20 protein-coding genes are annotated in these 18,598 nt (G+C 61.8%); 11 read left to right on the forward strand and 9 right to left on the reverse strand.

Annotated features, from left to right (window positions below):
* The first annotated feature begins 67 nt into the window (after positions 1–67).
* Complete coding sequence (locus RG2_RS23135; RefSeq protein WP_033233780.1) at positions 68–1,903, forward strand: acyl-CoA dehydrogenase; 1,836 nt, start codon at positions 68–70, stop codon at positions 1,901–1,903.
* 20 nt (positions 1,904–1,923) lie between these two features.
* Entirely contained in the window at positions 1,924–2,409 is a 486-nt protein-coding gene (locus RG2_RS23140; RefSeq protein ID WP_033233781.1) for a hypothetical protein, read from the forward strand.
* A gap of 254 nt (positions 2,410–2,663) precedes the next feature.
* On the opposite strand, the gene RG2_RS23145 is transcribed toward RG2_RS23140, so the two are convergent.
* From RG2_RS23145 to RG2_RS23155, 3 genes are all read right to left on the reverse strand, one after another.
* Positions 2,664–3,293, reverse strand: coding sequence for a hypothetical protein (locus RG2_RS23145; RefSeq protein WP_033233782.1), 630 nt, complete (start codon positions 3,291–3,293; stop codon positions 2,664–2,666).
* A 339-nt stretch (positions 3,294–3,632) separates the two neighbouring features.
* Positions 3,633–3,989: a three-helix bundle dimerization domain-containing protein gene (locus RG2_RS32745; RefSeq protein ID WP_371851331.1), complete on the reverse strand. Its 357-nt coding sequence runs from the start codon at positions 3,987–3,989 to the stop codon at positions 3,633–3,635.
* Positions 3,967–4,185 carry a hypothetical protein gene (locus RG2_RS23155; protein WP_033233784.1) on the reverse strand — a complete coding sequence of 73 codons (219 nt, stop codon included), beginning with the start codon at positions 4,183–4,185 and terminating at the stop codon, positions 3,967–3,969. Before RG2_RS23155 ends, RG2_RS32745 begins: the two co-directional genes overlap by 23 nt.
* A gap of 431 nt (positions 4,186–4,616) precedes the next feature.
* Between RG2_RS23155 and RG2_RS23160 the strand changes: the two genes are divergently transcribed.
* A complete protein-coding gene (locus RG2_RS23160; protein ID WP_051730435.1) occupies positions 4,617–5,822 on the forward strand; it encodes a beta-propeller fold lactonase family protein in 1,206 nt (401 codons plus the stop codon).
* 190 nt (positions 5,823–6,012) lie between these two features.
* On the opposite strand, the gene RG2_RS23165 is transcribed toward RG2_RS23160, so the two are convergent.
* From RG2_RS23165 to RG2_RS23175, 3 genes are read right to left on the reverse strand one after another with little or no spacing between them, the layout of a single operon-like run.
* Entirely contained in the window at positions 6,013–6,711 is a 699-nt protein-coding gene (locus RG2_RS23165; RefSeq protein WP_033233785.1) for a hypothetical protein, read from the reverse strand.
* Complete coding sequence (locus RG2_RS23170; RefSeq protein ID WP_033233786.1) at positions 6,708–7,736, reverse strand: NAD(P)H-dependent flavin oxidoreductase; 1,029 nt, start codon at positions 7,734–7,736, stop codon at positions 6,708–6,710. Before RG2_RS23170 ends, RG2_RS23165 begins: the two co-directional genes overlap by 4 nt.
* Positions 7,737–7,782: 46 nt before the next feature.
* A complete protein-coding gene (locus RG2_RS23175) occupies positions 7,783–8,985 on the reverse strand; it encodes a YbfB/YjiJ family MFS transporter (RefSeq protein WP_033233787.1) in 1,203 nt (400 codons plus the stop codon).
* Positions 8,986–9,080: 95 nt separating this feature from the next.
* On the opposite strand from RG2_RS23175, the gene RG2_RS23180 reads away from it, so the two are divergent.
* Both RG2_RS23180 and RG2_RS23185 read left to right on the forward strand, forming a co-directional pair.
* Positions 9,081–10,001 (forward strand): LysR family transcriptional regulator, encoded by a 921-nt coding sequence (locus RG2_RS23180; protein WP_033233788.1) that lies wholly within the window; start codon positions 9,081–9,083, stop codon positions 9,999–10,001.
* A complete protein-coding gene (locus RG2_RS23185) occupies positions 9,998–10,693 on the forward strand; it encodes a hypothetical protein (RefSeq protein WP_033233789.1) in 696 nt (231 codons plus the stop codon). Before RG2_RS23180 ends, RG2_RS23185 begins: the two co-directional genes overlap by 4 nt.
* Positions 10,694–10,737: 44 nt before the next feature.
* On the opposite strand, the gene RG2_RS23190 is transcribed toward RG2_RS23185, so the two are convergent.
* Both RG2_RS23190 and RG2_RS23195 read right to left on the reverse strand, forming a co-directional pair.
* On the reverse strand, positions 10,738–11,370 hold the full coding sequence (locus tag RG2_RS23190) for a class I SAM-dependent methyltransferase (protein ID WP_174557380.1): 633 nt from the start codon (positions 11,368–11,370) through the stop codon (positions 10,738–10,740).
* A gap of 131 nt (positions 11,371–11,501) precedes the next feature.
* A complete protein-coding gene (locus RG2_RS23195) occupies positions 11,502–11,966 on the reverse strand; it encodes a hypothetical protein (RefSeq protein ID WP_033233906.1) in 465 nt (154 codons plus the stop codon).
* 259 nt (positions 11,967–12,225) lie between these two features.
* Here RG2_RS23195 and RG2_RS23200 point away from each other — a divergent pair, with 259 nt between their 5' ends.
* The 6 genes from RG2_RS23200 to RG2_RS31895 all read left to right on the forward strand — a co-directional run bounded on the left by RG2_RS23200 (position 12,226) and on the right by RG2_RS31895 (position 17,713).
* Positions 12,226–13,074, forward strand: a complete 849-nt coding sequence (locus tag RG2_RS23200) for a mycofactocin-coupled SDR family oxidoreductase (RefSeq protein WP_051730436.1) — start codon at positions 12,226–12,228, stop codon at positions 13,072–13,074.
* A gap of 96 nt (positions 13,075–13,170) precedes the next feature.
* Positions 13,171–13,935, forward strand: a complete 765-nt coding sequence (locus RG2_RS31345; RefSeq protein WP_051730437.1) for a histidine kinase — start codon at positions 13,171–13,173, stop codon at positions 13,933–13,935.
* Entirely contained in the window at positions 13,925–14,359 is a 435-nt protein-coding gene (locus RG2_RS31350; RefSeq protein WP_051730438.1) for a sensor histidine kinase, read from the forward strand. The genes RG2_RS31345 and RG2_RS31350 overlap by 11 nt, the downstream gene beginning before the upstream one ends.
* Positions 14,360–14,367: 8 nt before the next feature.
* Positions 14,368–15,015 (forward strand): response regulator transcription factor, encoded by a 648-nt coding sequence (locus tag RG2_RS23210; RefSeq protein WP_207787492.1) that lies wholly within the window; start codon positions 14,368–14,370, stop codon positions 15,013–15,015.
* Positions 15,016–15,178: 163 nt separating this feature from the next.
* Entirely contained in the window at positions 15,179–17,407 is a 2,229-nt protein-coding gene (locus RG2_RS23215; protein ID WP_033233792.1) for an MMPL family transporter, read from the forward strand.
* Between the two features lie 132 nt (positions 17,408–17,539).
* Positions 17,540–17,713: a hypothetical protein gene (locus tag RG2_RS31895; RefSeq protein ID WP_155276680.1), complete on the forward strand. Its 174-nt coding sequence runs from the start codon at positions 17,540–17,542 to the stop codon at positions 17,711–17,713.
* Positions 17,714–17,886: 173 nt separating this feature from the next.
* Here RG2_RS31895 and RG2_RS23225 read toward each other — a convergent pair whose 3' ends face one another.
* The gene (locus RG2_RS23225; RefSeq protein WP_033233794.1) at positions 17,887–18,489 is read right to left on the reverse strand and encodes a TetR/AcrR family transcriptional regulator; all 603 of its coding nucleotides are present in this window, start codon (positions 18,487–18,489) and stop codon (positions 17,887–17,889) included.
* Positions 18,490–18,598: the final 109 nt, after the last annotated feature.

An 18,598-nucleotide genomic window follows, 5' to 3' on the forward strand; every position in this document is an offset into this window, starting at 1 on the left:
TTGCGTACTGAATTCTTTGTGGGGCAGGCTTTCTTGTGTACTGATGACGAGCCGAGGTCGGAGAATCATGAGTCACTACAAGAGCAATGTGCGCGACATCGAGTTCAATCTGTTCGAAATACTCGGGATCGGTGAGCTACTGGACGGCGACGCCTACGGCGACCTCGATACCGACACTGTGCGCAACATCCTCACCGAGGTCGCGCGGCTCGCCGAGGGTCCCGTCGCCGCCTCTTTCGCCGACGCGGATCGGCACCCCGTCGAGTTCGACGCACCGAACCACGCCGTCGTGGTCCCGGAACCGCTACGCAAGACCGTCGAGGCTGTGAACGAGGCCGGCTGGTCGCGGCTCGGTCTACCAGAAGGCATTGGTGGTGTACCCGCTCCCGCACCGTTGGTTTGGGCGATCGGCGAGATGTTGGTCGCGGCAAACGGATCGGCGAGCTTTTTCAACATGGGTCCGCTGATGGCGAGCGTGCTCTACGGCGTCGGCACCGACCAGCAAAAGCATTGGGCAAAAGAAGGTTTCGAGCGCGGTTGGGCAGCCACCATGGTACTCACCGAACCCGACGCAGGATCCGACGTGGGTGCAGGCCGTACGAAGGCAATCGCGCAGGACGACGGCACGTGGCACATCGAGGGCGTCAAACGGTTCATCTCCGGCGGCGACGTCGGCGACACTGCCGAAAATCTCTTCCACCTGGTACTCGCCCGTCCCGAGGGAGCCGGCCCCGGAACGAAGGGGCTGAGCCTGTTCTACGTCCCGAAGCTCCACTTCGACTCGGAGACACTCGAACTGGGAGAGCGCAATGGCGTGTACGTCACCGGTGTCGAGCACAAGATGGGCCTCAAGTCGTCCCCGACCTGCGAGCTCACGTTCGGGGCCACCGACATACCCGCCGTCGGCTGGCTCGTCGGCGGCGTACACAACGGCATCGCCCAAATGTTCCAGGTGATCGAGAATGCTCGAATGATGGTGGGCACCAAGGCCGCCGGGACACTGTCTACCGGATATCTCAACGCCCTCGCCTACGCCAAGGAGCGCGTTCAAGGGGCGGACCTCACTGAACTGACAAACAAAACCGCACCTCGCGTGACCATCACCCATCACCCCGACGTGCGACGCAGCCTGGCAATGCAGAAGGCCTACGCCGAGGGGCTCAGAGCGGTTTATCTGTACACCGCGGCGCATCAGAATGCAGATGTTGCCGAATTGGTTTCGGGTGCAGACGCCGAATTGGCGGCGCGGGTCAACGATCTACTGCTACCGATCGTCAAGGGTGTCGGCTCCGAAAAAGCCTACGAACTGCTCACCGAAAGCCTGCAAACCCTGGGCGGCTCCGGGTATCTGCAGGACTACCCGATCGAGCAGTACATCCGCGACGCCAAGATCGACACCCTCTACGAGGGCACCACGGCAATCCAGGCGCAGGACTTCTTCTTTCGTAAGATCGCCCGCGACCGTGGCGTTGCGCTCGCGCATGTGACCGGCGAGATACGAAAGTTCATCGACCGCGACGCCGGAAACGGTCGCCTCAAGGCAGAGCGGGCACTGCTCGAGACTGCGCTGACCGACGTACAAGAGATGGCCGGGACGCTCACTGGCTATCTGATGGCTTCTCAAGACCAGCCGTCCGAGTTGTACAAGATAGGCCTCGGCTCGGTGCGCTTTCTGTACGCGGTAGGTGACCTGCTCATCGGATGGCGCCTGCTGGTGCAGGCCGAAGTTGCGTTGGCAGCCTTGGACCGGGACGCGCCTGCAAAGGACCGGTCGTTCTATCGGGGCAAGGTTGTCATCGCGTCGTACTTCGCGAAGAACATCCTGCCCATCCTGTCCTCGACGAAGGAAATCCTGGGTTCCCTCGACAACGAGATCATGGAACTCGAGGAAGACGCGTTCTGACAACGTGCCACAGTGAAGGCATGTATGTGCCCGACATCGACTACGTGGGGGTCTGGACCTTTCCGATCACGGGGCCGGATGCACCAGACGACGCTCCCGCCAACGTCGTCGAGGCGTGCCAGGCCGTGGGCAGAGATCTGCAATGCCGGTACACCCCCGATACGTACATGGAGAACTGCCAGTGGACGGTCTCGTTGCTCGACGACGGTTACTGCCACCTCGCACTCAAGCCTGGCCCGCGGCCGAAGCACAAGAGTGCGGGAACTAGCCCGCTGAGGGGCCTCGGGTTCGGCGGGCCACACATCGAACAGTCGACGCTCGAGCTGACAGTGCTGATCGCCGGAGAAGTCCAGGATGAGCTGGCCGGCGGATTTGTGCAGTGGCCTATTGAGAAGGACCGATTCTTGATGCCGTCATTACGAGACGGACGCGCGGTATGGGTGGTTCGCAGCACCGATCGCGTTATCGCGGCGATCGGCAAACTTTGCGCGAGGTCGGCTTTGTAGCGTTTCGCCGCCGAGTACGGCGTCGCGGTGATTGGTAGCGGCGCTCTGGTCGACAGGCCCACCCTCACCGAGTGATGGTCACCATCATTTTCGTGTCAACTAGCGCGTCGCGTGCACGTTTTTCGACAGGTCAACGCGACTTGCCTTCGCATGCTCCGACGCCATCTGCATGCCGATCCCGAACTCCACACACACGCGCTGAGCGGAGCCCGGCACTACTCGCACGCAAACTAACGCCTCATCGACGATCGTTGTCAGGCCATCTCGGGCACGTGCAGATGAGCGATCGCCAGCTCGAACTCACCTACCTCGAGAAGCCGCGCACCGGACTCACGGAGTCCCGAAGTTCTGATGGTCTCGGACTCCTCCCTGTTGCCATTCATCGCCGCAGCGCTGTCGAAGGTCACCGACGACACGGCGCGACCGGCGGCAGGATCGACCAGCAAGCTGGCACTGCAGAACCCCTCGAGGTCTTGCATCATGGGCAGGGAGGCCATCTTGTACACGTCGACTGCGCGCTCGAGGTGGCCCGGCTCGACCTCGAGCCATGTGACCCGCACGCAAGCGCCACGGTGTGAGCGGTGGTCACGATGCAGGACGGCAATGTCCCACCGCGCGACGGTAGTGGCGCCATGGAAGACCTCAGCCATGCCGGCGCGGAGCTGCAGGACCGGTCCTTCGCTCGCACGAAGGGAATCCTCGTCCGTCCAGGAGCTGGTGGCGATGCACCGACCGGAGCTGTGGTCGACCAGCAGGGACAGTCCGGCGCAGCCGTCGATGCCGGCGAGCGCGGGCATCACGGTATCGCGCATGTGCTTGATCCCGACGTCGATGAACGACGGCTGCGCATCAATGGTTGTAGAGCGTGCATACACGATCGACACCCTTCTTCTCGGTCGGCGCCTCGACGGCACCGACGGGTCAATCCCCCTCTCTCACACTCCTCCACGGGGCCAAGGCAAAGCAATGATGAAATTCGGACCTGTGGGCGAAAGAATGTACGAGTGCTTTTCTCTTCGCGCCGGTCGGACAGCAATTAGAAGCGGCTCCGCTTCTCCTCGAACAGCTCTACTCGGTTCCTTCGGATGCCCAGTCACACACCGCCCCAACAGCCCCCACCCCCGCGTGCTTCGACTTCGCGCACTTCGGGGCCGGCTCAACGAAGAACCAGATACGCCCGCAATCGGTCACTGTGTACTGGAAACGGGCATAACTGCGGCCTTCTATTCATGCCATACGCGAAATCGGCCTCGAGCTGGCACAGCCGCGCAGATTCGACCGTCGGATCGTGAGGGGTGTCCCAGGCATCGGTGGCCGTCGAAATGAGCGTGCACCGATGCCACCACTTGTGCGACAACGTCGGCGGACACCGACGGATACTTCGCGGACAACCGCGTCACCGCATGAGCGATCAAACGTTCTTCCACTTCGCTCTTCATCTGTAAAAACTGCGCCCTACCTGCCCATTGTTCAACAGAAGAAAAGTCGGCGACTGTCTTCGACACCGTGTATTGGTCATCGAATTCGGCTGCTGGGTACCGAGGAACCAAAGCGATCTCAGATTTCCCCGTCCCAGGCATCGTTGCGATCGTGCGTGGTGGGGGTCGGCATGCCGTGTCCAAGCCCGCGGGCCTTCATTTCTTCGTTCACAAAATAGAACCGTGCTTTTTGGTTCGGGGTGAGGCGATCAAACCTGTTGTACAGGGATTGGTACTCGTCTACCAGATCGTCGCTCGTAATTCGGTAGACCGACAGCGGCACGTCATCATGCATCATTGTCTGTCTCCTCAGTTTCGTCGGCGCTCACGACAAGAGAGATTCGAGGGTCGCACCCGCCGAACTTCAAAATGTGGACTTGCGTTGACTCATGGATCTATTACACGCCTGTCTCCGACGAGGTCAAAGGATGACTGCTGCGTGGCCCAAACCCGGTGCTAGTCGCGACTTTGCAATCGGGCGTACCGTTTTCGGTCCGCTTCGGTCATGCCACCCTGGAGATTGGCACTCATCTCAGCACTCATCTCGACGATAGGGGTCGCGGAGTCCATGGGCGATCATGGCCACCAGGTGCATGTGTCCTCTAATGGCCACTTGAAACTCTTACATACAAGCAAAATGTTCTATATCTTCCGATGTGGTGGTTACCTTCCTGTGGCCGCTGCGCATACCGGTACGGAGCGCTGACGACTGGAAGGGTTTGCTTCTTTATGGATACTCTCAATCGAAAAGCATTATCTCAGAGTCGATCTCGGACCACCGCGGCATTCGGCGCTGCGGTTCTGGCACTAGCCATGACGCTCGGCAATGCCGGCGGTATCGCCGCCGCGGACACTGTCCTCGACACCACCATCCCGGTCGCCGCACAGGCTCGCGGGGTGGCGATCTCCCCCGACGGCAGCCGCGCCTACGTAGCGCACGAAACCTATCCCGGCGCTTTGTTGGTGATCGACACCGCCACCAATGCAGTCATCGGCAACCCCATCGAGGTCGGCTCGCGGTCGGTAGGCATGGCGTTCACCCCCGACGGAACCCGCGCTTACGTCACTCACGACACCATTCCCGGCAACGTATCGGTGATCGACACCGCCACCAATGCAAAGGTCGGCGAAGTCGCTATCCCCACCTATTCCAACGGGGTGGCGTTCACCCCCGACGGAACCCGCGCCTACATAACCGCCGTCGAACCTGCCGGGGTCTGGGTGGTCGATACCGCCACCAGCACTGTCATCGGCGGTCCCATACGTATCGACGGGTGGCCCAGCGGGGTGGCAATCACCCCCGACGGCAGCCGCGCCTACGTCAGTCACGAAACCAATTCAGGCTATATATCGGTGATCGACACCGCCAGCAACACCGTCGTCGAAGAGTTCACAGTCGGCGTGCGGCTTCGCAGCGTGGCAATCACCCCCGACGGCAGCCGCGCCTACGTCACCCACGACACCAGCCCCGGCAAGGTGTCGGTGATCGACCTCGCCACCAAGGCAGTCATCGAAGAGATCCCGGTCGGCGCGTATCTTCGTGGGATTGCGATCACCCCCGACGGCGGGCATGCCTACGTCGTCGACAGCAGCCGGCAATTGGTCTCCGTAATCGCGATCGACAAAGCACCCACCCTCGACGGGACACCTCCCACGGGCGCCGTCAACACGCCATACACCCACACCTTCACCGTGACCGGACAACCCGCCCCCACGGTGACCGTCACCGACGGCACATTGCCCGACGGACTCGAACTCAGCGCGGCCGGCGTCCTGTCCGGAACCCCCACCACGGCAGGATCGTTCACTTTCTCGGTGACCGCGTCCAACGGCTTCGGTACACCGGCCGTCCTCGCCGATGTGACGATCGAGGTCACCCAGACTCCCCCACCTGCGACCGGACTTCTCGGATCACTCGAGAATTTCGGGTCCTGACCTCGGCGTCCTAACCCGTTAGATACCAACGCAATACGAATCGCGGCCGCTCATCCCACTCCGGGATGGGCGGCCATCGACATTCGAAACTCCGGCGGTGAACGACGACAAGCCCTGGCCGGCAGGGTCTCCTACTGCACGGACCCGAGGTATCCGGCGGTTCGGCCTTCACCGACTTGAAGTGCGAGAGTTACGAATTATGCAGGTGGATGGGCGAAGGAATCTTGTTGGAACGGTACGAGTCTCCGCTACGGGTGGGTCGCCACAGTCGCCAGTGTTTCGCGGACAGCCGGAACGGGAGATGGCCTTGTAGGTGACGAGCACCGGACGACAACCGTTCGTCTGCAGGCAGGTTGAGCCACAGAGACAGTGAGGATGCGGCGTTGCCAAGGGTTGCGCGTATGCCCGACTCCCCCAGACGCCGGCCGTATCCGTCGACGGCAAAGCGGCCGAACGCGTCGGGGGTGATGCCGGGGTACGGCGCGCGGGTGTCCGGGTCGATCAGGCGTACGGGCGCGCTGTAGGTCAGTGCCGCCAAAGAACGTCCGTAGGTTGTGACCGCATCTGAACCAACGAGGGCATCGAGCGCTTCGTTGACGGATCCGGCCGCCACGTTCCATTCGGTATGGGTTTGCGCTTTGTGGCGGGGCCCACCGAAGAGCTCGGTAGCGAACGATGACAACTGTGCGGTCGGCTCGGATGGCCCACCCTTGTAGATCTCGAACGTCCACGACGGCAACGACACTGGTTCAGTGCAGGCTTCCAGGAATGTCTGCAGCCGCTGAAATGCATCATTAGGACGCTTGACTCGAAGCGAGTGTGCACCACTGGGCAGCCCGTCGTATGTCACCACCTCGGGCAATGTGATGTCCGGTGTCCGCGCCGTCACAGGTTAGCCAATCGCGAAAGCACTACCCCGGCTGGTTCCTCCGTCGCGTGGCGATAGCCAGTGCCCGCCCACAGGTGCATGCGCTCGGGATCGCTCTGCGCAACAGCGGCTTTGCGCATGGGGTTGGTCAGGTGATGGATGGCCGGATACCCGATGGGCGCCCGTGCGTCGTAGCGATCGATGAACTCGTTCCGAAGTGCCCGGGCGGGACGTCCCGTGAAAGCTCTTGTGACGACGGTCTTCCCGCGCGACGTGTCGGCCAGAGCTGCCTTGTGCGGAGCCGAGGCACCGCTCTCCTCGGTACGCAGCAGCACAGTACCGACTACTGCGGCCTCTGCTCCCGCGCGCAATGCCGCTGCGACGTCCGCTGAGGTCGCCAGTCCACCTGCCGCCAACAACGGAACAGAGGTGCGATGACGGATCTGAGCGATAAGTTCGGCGATCGGTGTTTCCGCCGGAACCTGCAGAGGAGTGAGCGTTCCGGAGTGACCACCGGCAGCCGACGATTGCACGACAAGCAGATCGGCACCGGCGTCGACGGCAAGGAGCGCTTCTGCCGCTGAGGTAACCGTCAATATGACCAGCGAACCGGCAGCGCGCAGCGCCTTGACGACGCCGGGTGCGGGAAAGCCGAAGGTGAAGCTCACTACCGGAACCGGGTTTGCCAGAAGCAGATCGATCTTGTCCGAGAAGTAGTCGTCGTCTTCGACCGGATCACCGTCGGCAAGTGTGACGCCATAGCGATCCGCCTCGACCTGGATCGCCCTGGCATAGGCACGGTAGGCATCGACGTCGACAGGCACCGGGTTGGGCGCAAAGACGTTGACACCGAACGACACTCCCTCGGCGCGCACGGCGTCGATCTGGTCGGACAGAACCTGAGGCGTCTTGTACCCGGCGGCGAGGAAGCCGAGCCCGCCTGCCCGAGAAGCAGCAGCTACGAGCGCCGGTGTGGAAGCACCGCCGGCCATAGGTGCTGCGATGACGGGGATCTCGAGATCGAGATCGGTTGTGAGTGCACTCATTCGAACATCTCCACTCCTACGACGGATAGCGCTCCGACCGTTTTCATCATCTGACATCAAAAACTGCCTCCTCATTCGGGGTTACTTTCCGGGGAGCCGCGTCGACATCATGGGGGAATCGGAACCGCAATGCTGCGGCGGCACAGGCAGCGGCCAGGACGATGGCAGCACCGAGTAGCAGTGCGTCGCGGTACCCGTCTCGCAGCAACGGAGTGACGACGAGTGGACCGAGAATCTGACCGACGCTGTATCCAGCGGTCAGCAACGCCACGGCGCGTGGGAACTGCAGGTGCGCGCCAATGGCCAACACGATCGACCCGATACCGAGGAAGGTCACGCCGAACAGAAAAGCGGAGATCAGCGCGGGGCCGACGCCGCCGATCAGAGCAGGCAGCGCTATGCCGACCGCCTGAATCAACAGGGCAGCGAGTAGGAGGGTCGGCCGCGACCAACGCAGGCTGAGCCAGGCCCACAGGGCACACGAGGGAAATGCGGCCAGACCGACCACTATCCAAGCACCGCTGCCCACCCATTCTGGAGCGGCGAGATCGATTGCGGCAACAAGGAACGTGCCCGCGATGATGTACCCGATGCCTTCCAGGAAATAACTGATGAACAGGGCGGTGAACCAGCGTTGGGGACTGGGAGTTCCCGGCGCGTCCGGTGTGATGATCGGACGCGGTTCCGTTGTCAGCCCCCAGGCTACGGCCGCACACACCACTGCCAGGGCAGCAGATGCCAGCCAGGCAGTGCTCCAGGTGCCGACGAAGCGGACGACGAACACGAGGACCCCGGACAGGGCGATACCCAACCCAACTCCGCCGAATCCCCATCCGGCCAGGAATTGGGACTGCCCCCGAAGGTGCGCGTGCAAAGCGCTGACGGCGATCATGAATACGAGGGCACTGGCAATGCCTGCGACGAGCCGCAGGGCGAACCAGATGGATCCGTCGTGGGTAGTGGGCATGAGCGCCAAAGTCGCGATGAGAACCACCAACGACATACGCATCACCGCTGCCGAGCGCACCACGCCGGGAATGAGGATTCCCGCGAGCGCGCCGATGAGGTACCCGACGTAGTTGGCTGTGGCCAGGGTGGCGCCGAGCGAGGCGGACAGACCGGCCTGCGTGTGCATCAACGGCAGAATCGGTGTGTAGACGAATCGACCGATTCCCATGCTCGCGGCCAGCGCAGCGGCAGCTTGGACAGCGTGCGCTCGCGGGAAGACATCGTTGTGGACTGTGGTCATGGTCTTATCGTGTGCCGCGGCCGCGCCGAACCGCCACGACCGCTTTGCTCCCGACTGATAGTCACAACCTCCCACCGCACGTAACATGAAGGATCGTGGAGCTGCGTCAGCTGAGATACTTCGAGGTCGTCGCCGAAGAACTGCACTTCGGCCGAGCCGCGGCGCGGCTACTGATAGCCGGGCCGTCATTGTCGCAGCAGATCATGGCACTCGAACGCGACCTCGGCGTCAAGCTGTTCGTCCGCGACCGCCGTTCCGTCGCTCTGACGCCGGCCGGCGCGGCGCTGCTCCCCGACGTCCGCGCACTACTCGAGAGAGCCGAGAATCTGCGTCGACGCGCGGAGCGTCTGTCCGGAGCGGAGCCCGTCCGCATCGGCTACGTCAATTGGCTCCCCACGGATCTGAGCGCGCGCACTTCGGGGGTCGCGCAACTGCACGTCGACCCCTGGGTGGTGCCCTCGCACGCGCAGGCCGCGCGGGTGGCGGACGGCAGCCTCGACCTGGCGATCGCCTGGGTGCGGAAAACCGATGTCGCCCAACATGCTCTGAGCGCAAGACTGCTCGGTGCGGATCGGCTGTACGCCGTCTCCGCCGGTGCGGAAACCACACCGGTGCGGGCACGCGACGTGGTCGTACTCATCGACGACGACACCACCTCCTGGTATTCGTGGAACGTCTACGCCGAAGAATTCGCTCGCGATACCGGCGCACAGATCCTGCGCATCAACGACGGTGGTATCACCGGCCCGGCATTCTTCGATCACGTCCGTGCCATCGGCCACCCCGTGGTCAACTCACCCAAGGGCCAGACCGTCACGCTGCCAAGCGATCTCACTGCGCGTCCGATGGTTGCCCCCACGGCAGTCTGGACGTGGTCGCTCCTTTATCGCGAGAACGAAACGCGTCCTGCAGTTCTCGCGGCCGTCGACGCTCTCACCCGGGACGTCGCTGATCTCGGAATCCACGAAGACGGAATATGGCTGCCCATGGACGATCCTTACCGGAGGCATCGATGACACGACGGGCTATTCGCGTTTTCTGGGGACGACGTCCGGAATCGGTGCAAGCCGTGGCCTCCCGGTGGCGTCAGACGTTGGAGCAAGTCGAGTTCCTGTTGCCCGAGTCGGTCGACGGGTCGTGGCAACAGATCCACTCGTCCGGACCTACCACCGCCGTAACCGTCGACCAGTTGGCACAGGTCCTCGAGAACGCGCAGGCCGCCGAAGACTGGTCGGATCGTCTGGGAATCGGATTGAGGCTCGTATCCGGTAGCGGTCCCGATTGGGGACTCGAGTTATCTGGATTAGCCGGTGGCGAACCGGAGATAATTCTTCAGTCGATGGTTCTTGCGGTCAGTACACCGGACACCTCCGAAGTTCCTGAGGCGGAACTACTTCGGATGCTCGCCGCGGTGTGGGAACCGGGCTTCGGCGACGTCACCGACGACAACATCCTCGACGCCCTCGAAGACGAGTCCGACTATCGCGTCGGCGATCCCGTGATCGGCCGAGTCGGCTACCTCTGCGCCGGACGCGCTGAAGCAGTCCCCGACAACCTGAAAGCAGGAGGCGCACTACCGGGTGGTGGCGTGCTGTTACGGATCGGGGCAGCCGGTGAGGTCGACGCAGTCGTCAGAGCATACGAGCGCCTCCGCGGCGCGGGGGCGCTCGATCCTCTTCCGCGTCCACTGGATCGGGCAGTCTTCTGATGCCGTTCGCGGCATCATGGACCCTCGCTTCACACTTCGCGCGTCTACGTGTTCTCGCCGCTCCGCCGCCTGGCAGAAATTGCGCCGTGGGGTCGGTAACCGCTTCCCGTTCGGGTATGGGCCTCGACCACTTCGAAGCCCGCTGTAGCCAGAACCCGGCTGAGTTCGGCCACCGGCCATCGATAGCCAGTCGTCGCCGCGTGATCGAAAGGCTCTACGGCTGCGCCTTCGAAGAAACCAACCAGCAACCCACCACCCGGCCGAATCACACGCGCGAACTCGGCGAGCGGTGCCGCGATATCTTGCGGATTGTGGTGGACGAGTGAGTACCAGGACAGCACTCCCCCCAGAGAATCTGCCTCGGCGTCCAATGCCTCGAAGCCCCCGATATCGAAGGAAAGATCTGGGTACTGCGCGCGGGCTCGTTCAACGAACTGAGGAACCAGATCAATCCCGCTCACAGCCAGTCCGCACTGGGCCAAGAAGTCTGTCCACTGCCCAGGCCCGCACCCAGCGTCGAGCACGGGACCTGTCAGGCTGGCGGCCCAGCTGGTCACCAGGGCCCGATCGGATGGGTGCGTCGACTCCATCGAGCCGAAGAGATCGGTGTACTCCTGGGATCTGGCCGAATACGACTCTCGGACGATTTCGCGTCGGCCGGCGCTCGAGTTCTCCATACCGTCAATGATCGCCGATCCGTGTAGTGGCCCGAAACAGATTTAAGTTTTACGCCGCGAACACTACCTTCGCAGTAATCGTCGAACTTGCAAATCTTCATACGGCCCTTAGGATCACACTTCTAGCGCCTCTACTTACCGTCTCCGTTCGCGCCGCCGCCCCGAGCTTCGATAGCCTCGACAGACTTCTTGAACGACTTACCCAACACTTGAGAGCCGAAGAGCCCGAGTACTGATGCCAGGAGCTTTCCCTTGAGGTTCTTCCCGTCGCGGACCACAACTGCATCTACATCGGTGATACCCGTGGGTTGCTGCGTCAGAGTGTAGGTATGGCCGGACGCGCCACCCCACAAGTTCGAGTCGGTGGTCGTCATCACGACGCGATGCGGGTCAGTCCAGTCGTAGTGCAGTCGTTCCCAGATACCGCCCGAGCCCTCCGTGACATCGGCATCGTGGGGGCCTTCGTGGTGCACTTTGAGGTAGTTGTCTGCGCTGCGGCCGAAGATTTCCTCGCGCCCCGGGCCGAAGTCGGTCAGCCCGGCAAGGACCTGCTCGGGCGTCGCGGTGGTCGTCTGGTGAAGATGGATCGTGGTCATGGCGCCTTCCTTGAACACTGGGATGATCCGCTCCGGTCCAAAAAACCGGGAGGTGACTCATCCAGCACACCATTCTCACGAGCGTTGCGAAAGAGGGAGGTACGGCAACTCGATCGCCGACCTCGCTGGGAGCGTCGCAACGGGTTCACATCTACTCCAAATGCAGTAGTCGAAGTTGATCCATCTGGACGATTCGCGCCTCGGAAAACCGCGGCATCATCGGTACAGCGTGCAGACAACCCCACCCGAGGAGTGCCCCATGACCGCCGAGATACCCGAAGCGCCGATCCCCGACGCACCCAATGCCCGGCGCTACGAAGGCAAAGTCGTCTTCATCACCGGAGCCGCCCGCGGCCAAGGACGCGCCGAAGCAGTCCGCTTCGCCGCTGAAGGCGCAGACATCATCGCCCTCGATATCTGTGCAGACTTACCTACTACCGAATATGCCGGTGCCACACCAGAAGACCTCGCGGAAACAGTGCGGCTGGTCGAACAACACGGCCGGCGCATCGTCACAAGCATTACCGACATCACCGACTTCGATGCCCTCACAGCCGCAGTCGAACACGGAGTCGGCGAACTGGGCAGGCTCGACGTAGTCGTTGCCAACGCAGGCATGACCACCGCATCCCTGTCCTGGGAAATCGATCTAGATCACTGGCACGCCACCATCGACAACAACTTGCACGGCGCCTTCTACACCGCCAAAGCGACGGTACCGATCTTGATCGAACAGGCGACCGGCGGCGCGATCGTCTTCACCAGCTCGGTCGCCGGACTGAAGGGCCTACCGTTTCTTGCGGACTACGCAGCTGCCAAGCACGGGGTGACAGGTCTCGCGAAGACGATGGCGAACGAACTGGCAAAGTATCGAATTCGCGTCAACACCGTCCATCCCCACGGTGTCGCCACAGGTCTCACCGTCCCCGAACTGCATCAAAAGATGGAGACGCGCCAGGACCTCGGATTGCTGTTCATGGGAAGTCTCCCTGACCAGGTGAGCCAGTCCGAAGACATCGCGGCAGCTGTTGCCTGGATCGCATCCAACGAAGCCCGCCACGTCACCGGTATCCAACTGCCCGTGGACCTAGGACGTACCAACCGCTGACACACGGCGGCGGATCGTTGCGAATCCCCAGCACAGACGAGCGACGATGCCACGTTCCGCGACGCCTCCCTCTGGGCGGGGAGGAGAATAGCGACTATGTCCTTGCTCGAATTCGAAAACCTCATCCGGCGCCCATGGTTCCGGCAGGTCGAGGCGCTGGACCGGATAGCTCTGGTGGTCTCGATACTCGCCGTATGCACCGAGGCATTTCGGATGGTGGCCGAATCTGCACCACTCGGTGGGTACGTTGCCATCGCAGTCACTGCACTCGGCGTCGCCATATCGCGGCGCTATACGTGGGCTGGTCTGACTGTTGTACTGGCAGGGTCCGTGATCGATGCAATCTTCTGGGATCCTTTGGTGCCATGGACTGTTGCGGTCTTCACTGTCTTTTCGCTGACTCTGCGTGGGACCTCCGGGCTGGGCACCGGCCTGGCCGCAGGCTTCGTGGCCTACGCAGCTTCCGTGTACGCCGATTCCGCCGGACTTCTCGACTCGGCCGCTGTTGCGGGATTCGCTTCCGCGATAGCAGCAGCCGCCGCAGGAAACGCTCTCCGCAACCGAGAGCGCTACTGGAAGGCACTCGAGGAACGGGCACTGGATGCGATTGCCACGCGTGAGAGTGAAACGAATCGGCGTGTCGCAGAAGAACGTTTGCGGATCGCGCGCGATCTCCACGACATGGTCGGACATGAAGTTGCCGTAGTGAGTATGAATCTTGGTGTGGCGGAGGTGAATCTGCCTCCGGATTCGGAACGATCTCGGCAGGCGCTCGACGCGGCAGGCGCTCGACGCGGCCCGCGTCGGCGTTGCAGCGGTACTCAACGAGACTCAAAGTATTCTGAATATATTGCGCGGTGATTCGAGCCCCATCGAGGATCAGACCCAACCCGTTCCGGGTGTCGATCAGATTTCCGGACTGATCGATTCCTACCGCCGGATCGGGTTGAAGGTCAATGCCGAAATCGACACAGTTGCAGATAAGTTGGATCCAACTGTCGACGCGGCAACCTATCGGATCGTGCAGGAAGCCTTGACCAACGCGCATCGGCACGGAGACAGTGAGGTCGACCTGACGCTCAGATCCGCAGGCGGTTTCATCGTCGTCGAGGTAGCCAATCGACGCGGCAGTATCGGATCGAGAAATCGACCGGGAGAAGGATACGGTTTGGTGGGGATGCGTGAGCGTGCGACATCTGCCGGTGGTGTGCTCGATATCGGAGGCGACGAAACGATGTTCACAGTGAAAGCGACCATACCCACCCAAGGGAGGTCGATCCGGTGATACGGGTAATGATTGTCGACGACCAGGAAATGATTCGCCAAGGGCTGCGTGCCATCCTCGCCGGAAACGACCGTATCGAGGTCGTGACGGATGTCGCCGACGGGTACCAGGCAGTCGAAGTGGCGAGGACCGACCAGATCGACGTCATATTGATGGATATTCGTATGCCGGGGATCGATGGCGTGGAAACGATTCGACGCATCCGCGAGTTCGCACCGGCAGAGACGGTCAAAATTATCGTTCTGACAACCTTCGATCACGATGCGACAGTGCTGACAGCACTGCAAGCCGGCGCCAACGGGTTCCTGAGCAAAGCTGTCAGTCCCACCGAACTGGCCGCGGGTATCGAGGCAGTAGCCAGTGGTGTTGGCGCACTGTCTGGTTCGGCTGCAGCGTCGGTAATCAGCCGAGTCTCCGAACAACCCGTGCGCACCGTGGACGCGGCGCTGGCTGCTCGGTTCTCTGCGCTGACTCCTCGTGAGCGCGAGGTGGTAATCGCCGCAGCTGCAGGCAAGAGCAATACCGAGATTGCGTCCGACATGTTCCTGTCTCCGTTCACCGTGAAGACTCATGCGGGCCGCGCGATGATCAAGGTGGGCGCCCGGGATCGTGCCCAGTTGATTGTATTTGCCTATCAGGCTGGGTTGGTCGCCTGATCGCGTGTTTGGGCTGCCTGCCCCGGCCGGTGTACTTCATTTGCAGTAGTTTTTTCGGTCTCGATGGACGACGACGTTGGGCCGTTTCCCAGGGAAACTGAAACAGTCCTCTTCGCATGAGTTGTTGCGTGCGAACTGTTTTCACTTTCTTGTCAGGAGAATCATGCCCCTCGTACTAGCGTGGATAGGGCGATTCAGCGCCCGCCACCGACTCGTTGTCGTCCTCGCGTGGCTAGTCGCGTTGTTTGCGTTGACTGGAGTGCTGGTCTCGGGTGGGTCCGCGGAGGAGAGCGCGTCGGCATCGATTCCGGACACCCGGGCTTCGCAGGCCATGGAGGTGATGAATCAGAAGTTCCCCTCGACGGGCCAGTCCGACAGAGCGCCGGGCACTGTGCAGTTGGTGATGCAGACAACCGGCGGCGCGAGCGTGACGGATACCGATGTGCGCAATCAGATCGACGGTTTACTCGACTCTGCGTCGACTGTCGCAGATGTCGTCACAGTCAGCGACCCGTTCGACTCGTCGAACCCATTCGTTTCAGCGGACACGACGACCGCCGTCTCGACTGTCATTTTCGCTGCGATGGACGAAGATCAGCAGCATGCCGCATATGACGCTATTTTGGCACTCGCGGACACCGCTCCGAACACCCTGGTGGCAGAGGTCGGTGGGCAACTCTTCGAACCCGCGACCTCGGTAGGCGGCATCGGCGAAATTGCCGGCGTCCTTGTGGCATTCGTCGTTCTGTTTCTCACTTTCGGTTCACTTCTCGCCGCAGGTGCGAACATGCTCGTTGCACTCAGCGGCGTCGCCGTCGGCACCCTCGGGGTCCTGGCCTACGGCACCATCAGCCCGATCGAACCGACCACCATCACCTTGGGCACCATGCTCGGCTTGGCAGTAGGTATCGACTACAGCCTGTTCATCCTCACAAGATTCCGCGCCGAACTACGCGATGGTCACAGCGTCGAGAAGTCCGTCGGCAAGGCAGTCGGCACGGCCGGAACAGCAGTCGTGTTCGCCGGCCTGACCGTCATCATCGCATTGGCCGGTTTGCGCGTGGTCGGGATCAGCTTCATCACCGACATGGGTATGGGCGGAGCGTTCGGAGTTCTTGTCGCAGTATTGATGTCGTTGACCATGTTGCCGGTACTGATGCGCACCCTCGGCCTGCGGGCGCTGCCGCGCAAGGAACGCCACATTGTCGCAGCTGTGCCTGCCGTCGCGTCACATGCTGCTGACGAAAAGCGTAGTAGTAAAACATTTTTCGCAGCATGGGTCGGATTCCTGGTGCGGCGTCCGGTGATCTCGATCGTCGCCGGCATCGGTGTCCTACTGATCGTGGCCATTCCGCTGCTCGGGATGAAAACCGCGCAGAACGTTCCCGGTGGCCTTGATCCTTCGTCTACGCAGCGTCACGCCTACGATCTGATCGTCGAAGAATTCGGCGGCATCCAAAGTCCGCTGATGGTGATCGCCGAAGGCGACAACGCAACGAATACCGCTGCGGTGCAAGAGCAACTCACCAACCTCGACGGTGTACAGAGTGTTGATCCGGGCGTGCTCAGTGAAGACGGAACCGCGGCATTGTTCCGCCTCGTACCGACGGGTGGCCCTATCGACGAGAGCACCGAGAACCTGGTCGACAACATTCGGGACCGGGCAGACATGGCGCCTGGTGTTCACCTCGAAGTGACCGGTGAGACCGCAATCGGCATCGACATGGACGCCGCACTGCACCAAGCGTTGATCAAATACGTCGTGGTGATCGTCCTTCTGTCCTTCGTACTCCTGACCATCATGTTCCGATCCCTACTCGTACCGTTGATCGCCACACTCGGATACTTGCTTTCGGTCGGCGCCGCCTTCGGCGGCAGCGTCGCAGTGTTCCAGTGGGGCTGGTTGGATGCGATCATCCCTGCACCGCAAGGTGATCCGATGCTCAGCGTCCTGCCGATCATCCTCGTGGGGGTGCTGTTCGGGCTGGCCATGGACTACCAGGTGTTCCTGGTCTCCCGCATCCAGGAAATGCACAGCCGCGGGATGTCACCCAAGGACGCGGTGATATCCGGCTTCAAGACATCCGGACCGGTTCTCGTTGCGGCAGCTGCGATCATGGTGTTCGTGTTCGCCGGTTTTGCCACCAGCACCATGGCAGTCGCGGCGTCGATCGCATTCGGGCTTGTCGTCGGAGTCCTCGCGGACGCATTCATCGTGCGTATGATCTTGATGCCCGCGATGCTTGCGCTGCTGGGCAAGAGCGCATGGTGGCTCCCGCGCTGGCTCGACAAGATCATCCCCGACCTCGATATCGAGGGCCGCGCACTCGACGAGCACCCCGACGCGAAGTCCGAAGGAAATTCACAGCCCACAGCTGTGCTGGTTCCGTGACAATTCTTGATTGACACGATGTTTTGTGGGGGCGGCACGTAGCCGCCCCCTGGGAACTCGTTCACTCTCCCCCACTAGGTCGACGGGCGAGAGCCACTGCGCATCCAGGAGGAAGCAATGGAAGGCGATGTCGTGCGAATAACAAACTTACTCAGCGCAATTCAGCAAGTCGAGCTATCGCTGGAGGAACTGAAAGACGCGGCTGATCTCTACGTCGCCGGTCCGACTCCGAGCAGTTCGGTGTTTCTCGAACTGACCCGCGCGCAATTGGTCCTCGTCGCACTGGAATTACCACTTATCGAGTGAATGTCGAGAAGGCGCAGTCTGATCCTGCGCCAATACAACACTTGGCCGATCCCTGACAAGTCCCACCGCCCTTGGGCCACAAGGTCGACCAGACCAACGGACACCTCCGACGGCGTCGTCACCGACAGCAAAGGCAATGCCGGCCGACAGACTCCGCGGGGTCGGCTTTGCGATCAATGCGGCAGGAGAGCGGCCACCTGGCCCCTGATGTCCGCCTCGATCTCATCGACACCACGAGCCATATTGATCGTTGCCGCCATCGCAAGAAACATGATCGCCGAGACGACGTGCGCCAGCGTCGCGGCATCGGCTTCACCGACCCGTCCGCCTCGGCGCAGCACGCCTGCGATGGCTTCCTCGGTCTGGCCGACGATGTTGAGCGCTTCCGCGTGGTGCGGTTCGTCGGGGTTACCGAAGACCATCTCTCGCAGGTAGGTGCGCCCGTTGTCGATCTGGGTGCGGTTGCATCGCACGATCGGTCGGACGATCGCCATCACCGCCTCGAGTACGTCGGGGATGTTTTCGGCATCTGTACGACCCCGCTCGAGTGCGCCGCTGTAGTTCGCGTTCTGCACAAGTAGGAGCAATTCGCCCTTCGTCTTGGCATACAGGAACACCGTCCCTGTCCCGACGTCGGCTTTCTCGGCGATCTGTTGGGTGGTGACCTCGTCGACGCCGTACTCGGCGAAGAGTTCACTGGCAGCGGCTGTGATGCGGTCGAGTTTCTGCTGCTTGTTTCGCTCGCGCCGTCCGGCTGGCTGGGGAACGGATGACATGACGGATATCCTTCGGAATAAATTATGAGTACATTCAGTTCTGAGTAGAGTCACTATTGATGCGGTTCAGGTGTTCATCTCGATCGTCCCACGAGAGTCACATCTGCTT

Origin of the sequence: Rhodococcus globerulus NBRC 14531, assembly GCF_001894805.1 — a bacterium.
GTDB classification, from domain to species: domain Bacteria; phylum Actinomycetota; class Actinomycetes; order Mycobacteriales; family Mycobacteriaceae; genus Rhodococcus_F; species Rhodococcus_F globerula.

Excerpts from the sequence above, each read along its gene's own strand:
- RG2_RS23135 (WP_033233780.1), top strand. The coding sequence starts at position 68 with ATGAGTCACTACAAGAGCAATGTGCGCGACATCGAGTTCAATCTGTTC.
- RG2_RS23140 (WP_033233781.1), top strand. The coding sequence starts at position 1,924 with ATGTATGTGCCCGACATCGACTACGTGGGGGTCTGGACCTTTCCGATC.
- RG2_RS32745 (WP_371851331.1), bottom strand. The coding sequence starts at position 3,989 with ATGCCTGGGACGGGGAAATCTGAGATCGCTTTGGTTCCTCGGTACCCA.
- RG2_RS23155 (WP_033233784.1), bottom strand. The coding sequence starts at position 4,185 with ATGATGCATGATGACGTGCCGCTGTCGGTCTACCGAATTACGAGCGAC.
- RG2_RS23160 (WP_051730435.1), top strand. The coding sequence starts at position 4,617 with ATGGATACTCTCAATCGAAAAGCATTATCTCAGAGTCGATCTCGGACC.
- RG2_RS23170 (WP_033233786.1), bottom strand. The coding sequence starts at position 7,736 with ATGAGTGCACTCACAACCGATCTCGATCTCGAGATCCCCGTCATCGCA.
- RG2_RS23175 (WP_033233787.1), bottom strand. The coding sequence starts at position 8,985 with ATGACCACAGTCCACAACGATGTCTTCCCGCGAGCGCACGCTGTCCAA.
- RG2_RS23185 (WP_033233789.1), top strand. The coding sequence starts at position 9,998 with ATGACACGACGGGCTATTCGCGTTTTCTGGGGACGACGTCCGGAATCG.
- RG2_RS23190 (WP_174557380.1), bottom strand. The coding sequence starts at position 11,370 with ATGGAGAACTCGAGCGCCGGCCGACGCGAAATCGTCCGAGAGTCGTAT.
- RG2_RS23195 (WP_033233906.1), bottom strand. The coding sequence starts at position 11,966 with ATGACCACGATCCATCTTCACCAGACGACCACCGCGACGCCCGAGCAG.
- RG2_RS23200 (WP_051730436.1), top strand. The coding sequence starts at position 12,226 with ATGACCGCCGAGATACCCGAAGCGCCGATCCCCGACGCACCCAATGCC.
- RG2_RS31345 (WP_051730437.1), top strand. The coding sequence starts at position 13,171 with ATGTCCTTGCTCGAATTCGAAAACCTCATCCGGCGCCCATGGTTCCGG.
- RG2_RS23210 (WP_207787492.1), top strand. The coding sequence starts at position 14,368 with ATGATTGTCGACGACCAGGAAATGATTCGCCAAGGGCTGCGTGCCATC.
- RG2_RS23215 (WP_033233792.1), top strand. The coding sequence starts at position 15,179 with ATGCCCCTCGTACTAGCGTGGATAGGGCGATTCAGCGCCCGCCACCGA.
- RG2_RS23225 (WP_033233794.1), bottom strand. The coding sequence starts at position 18,489 with ATGTCATCCGTTCCCCAGCCAGCCGGACGGCGCGAGCGAAACAAGCAG.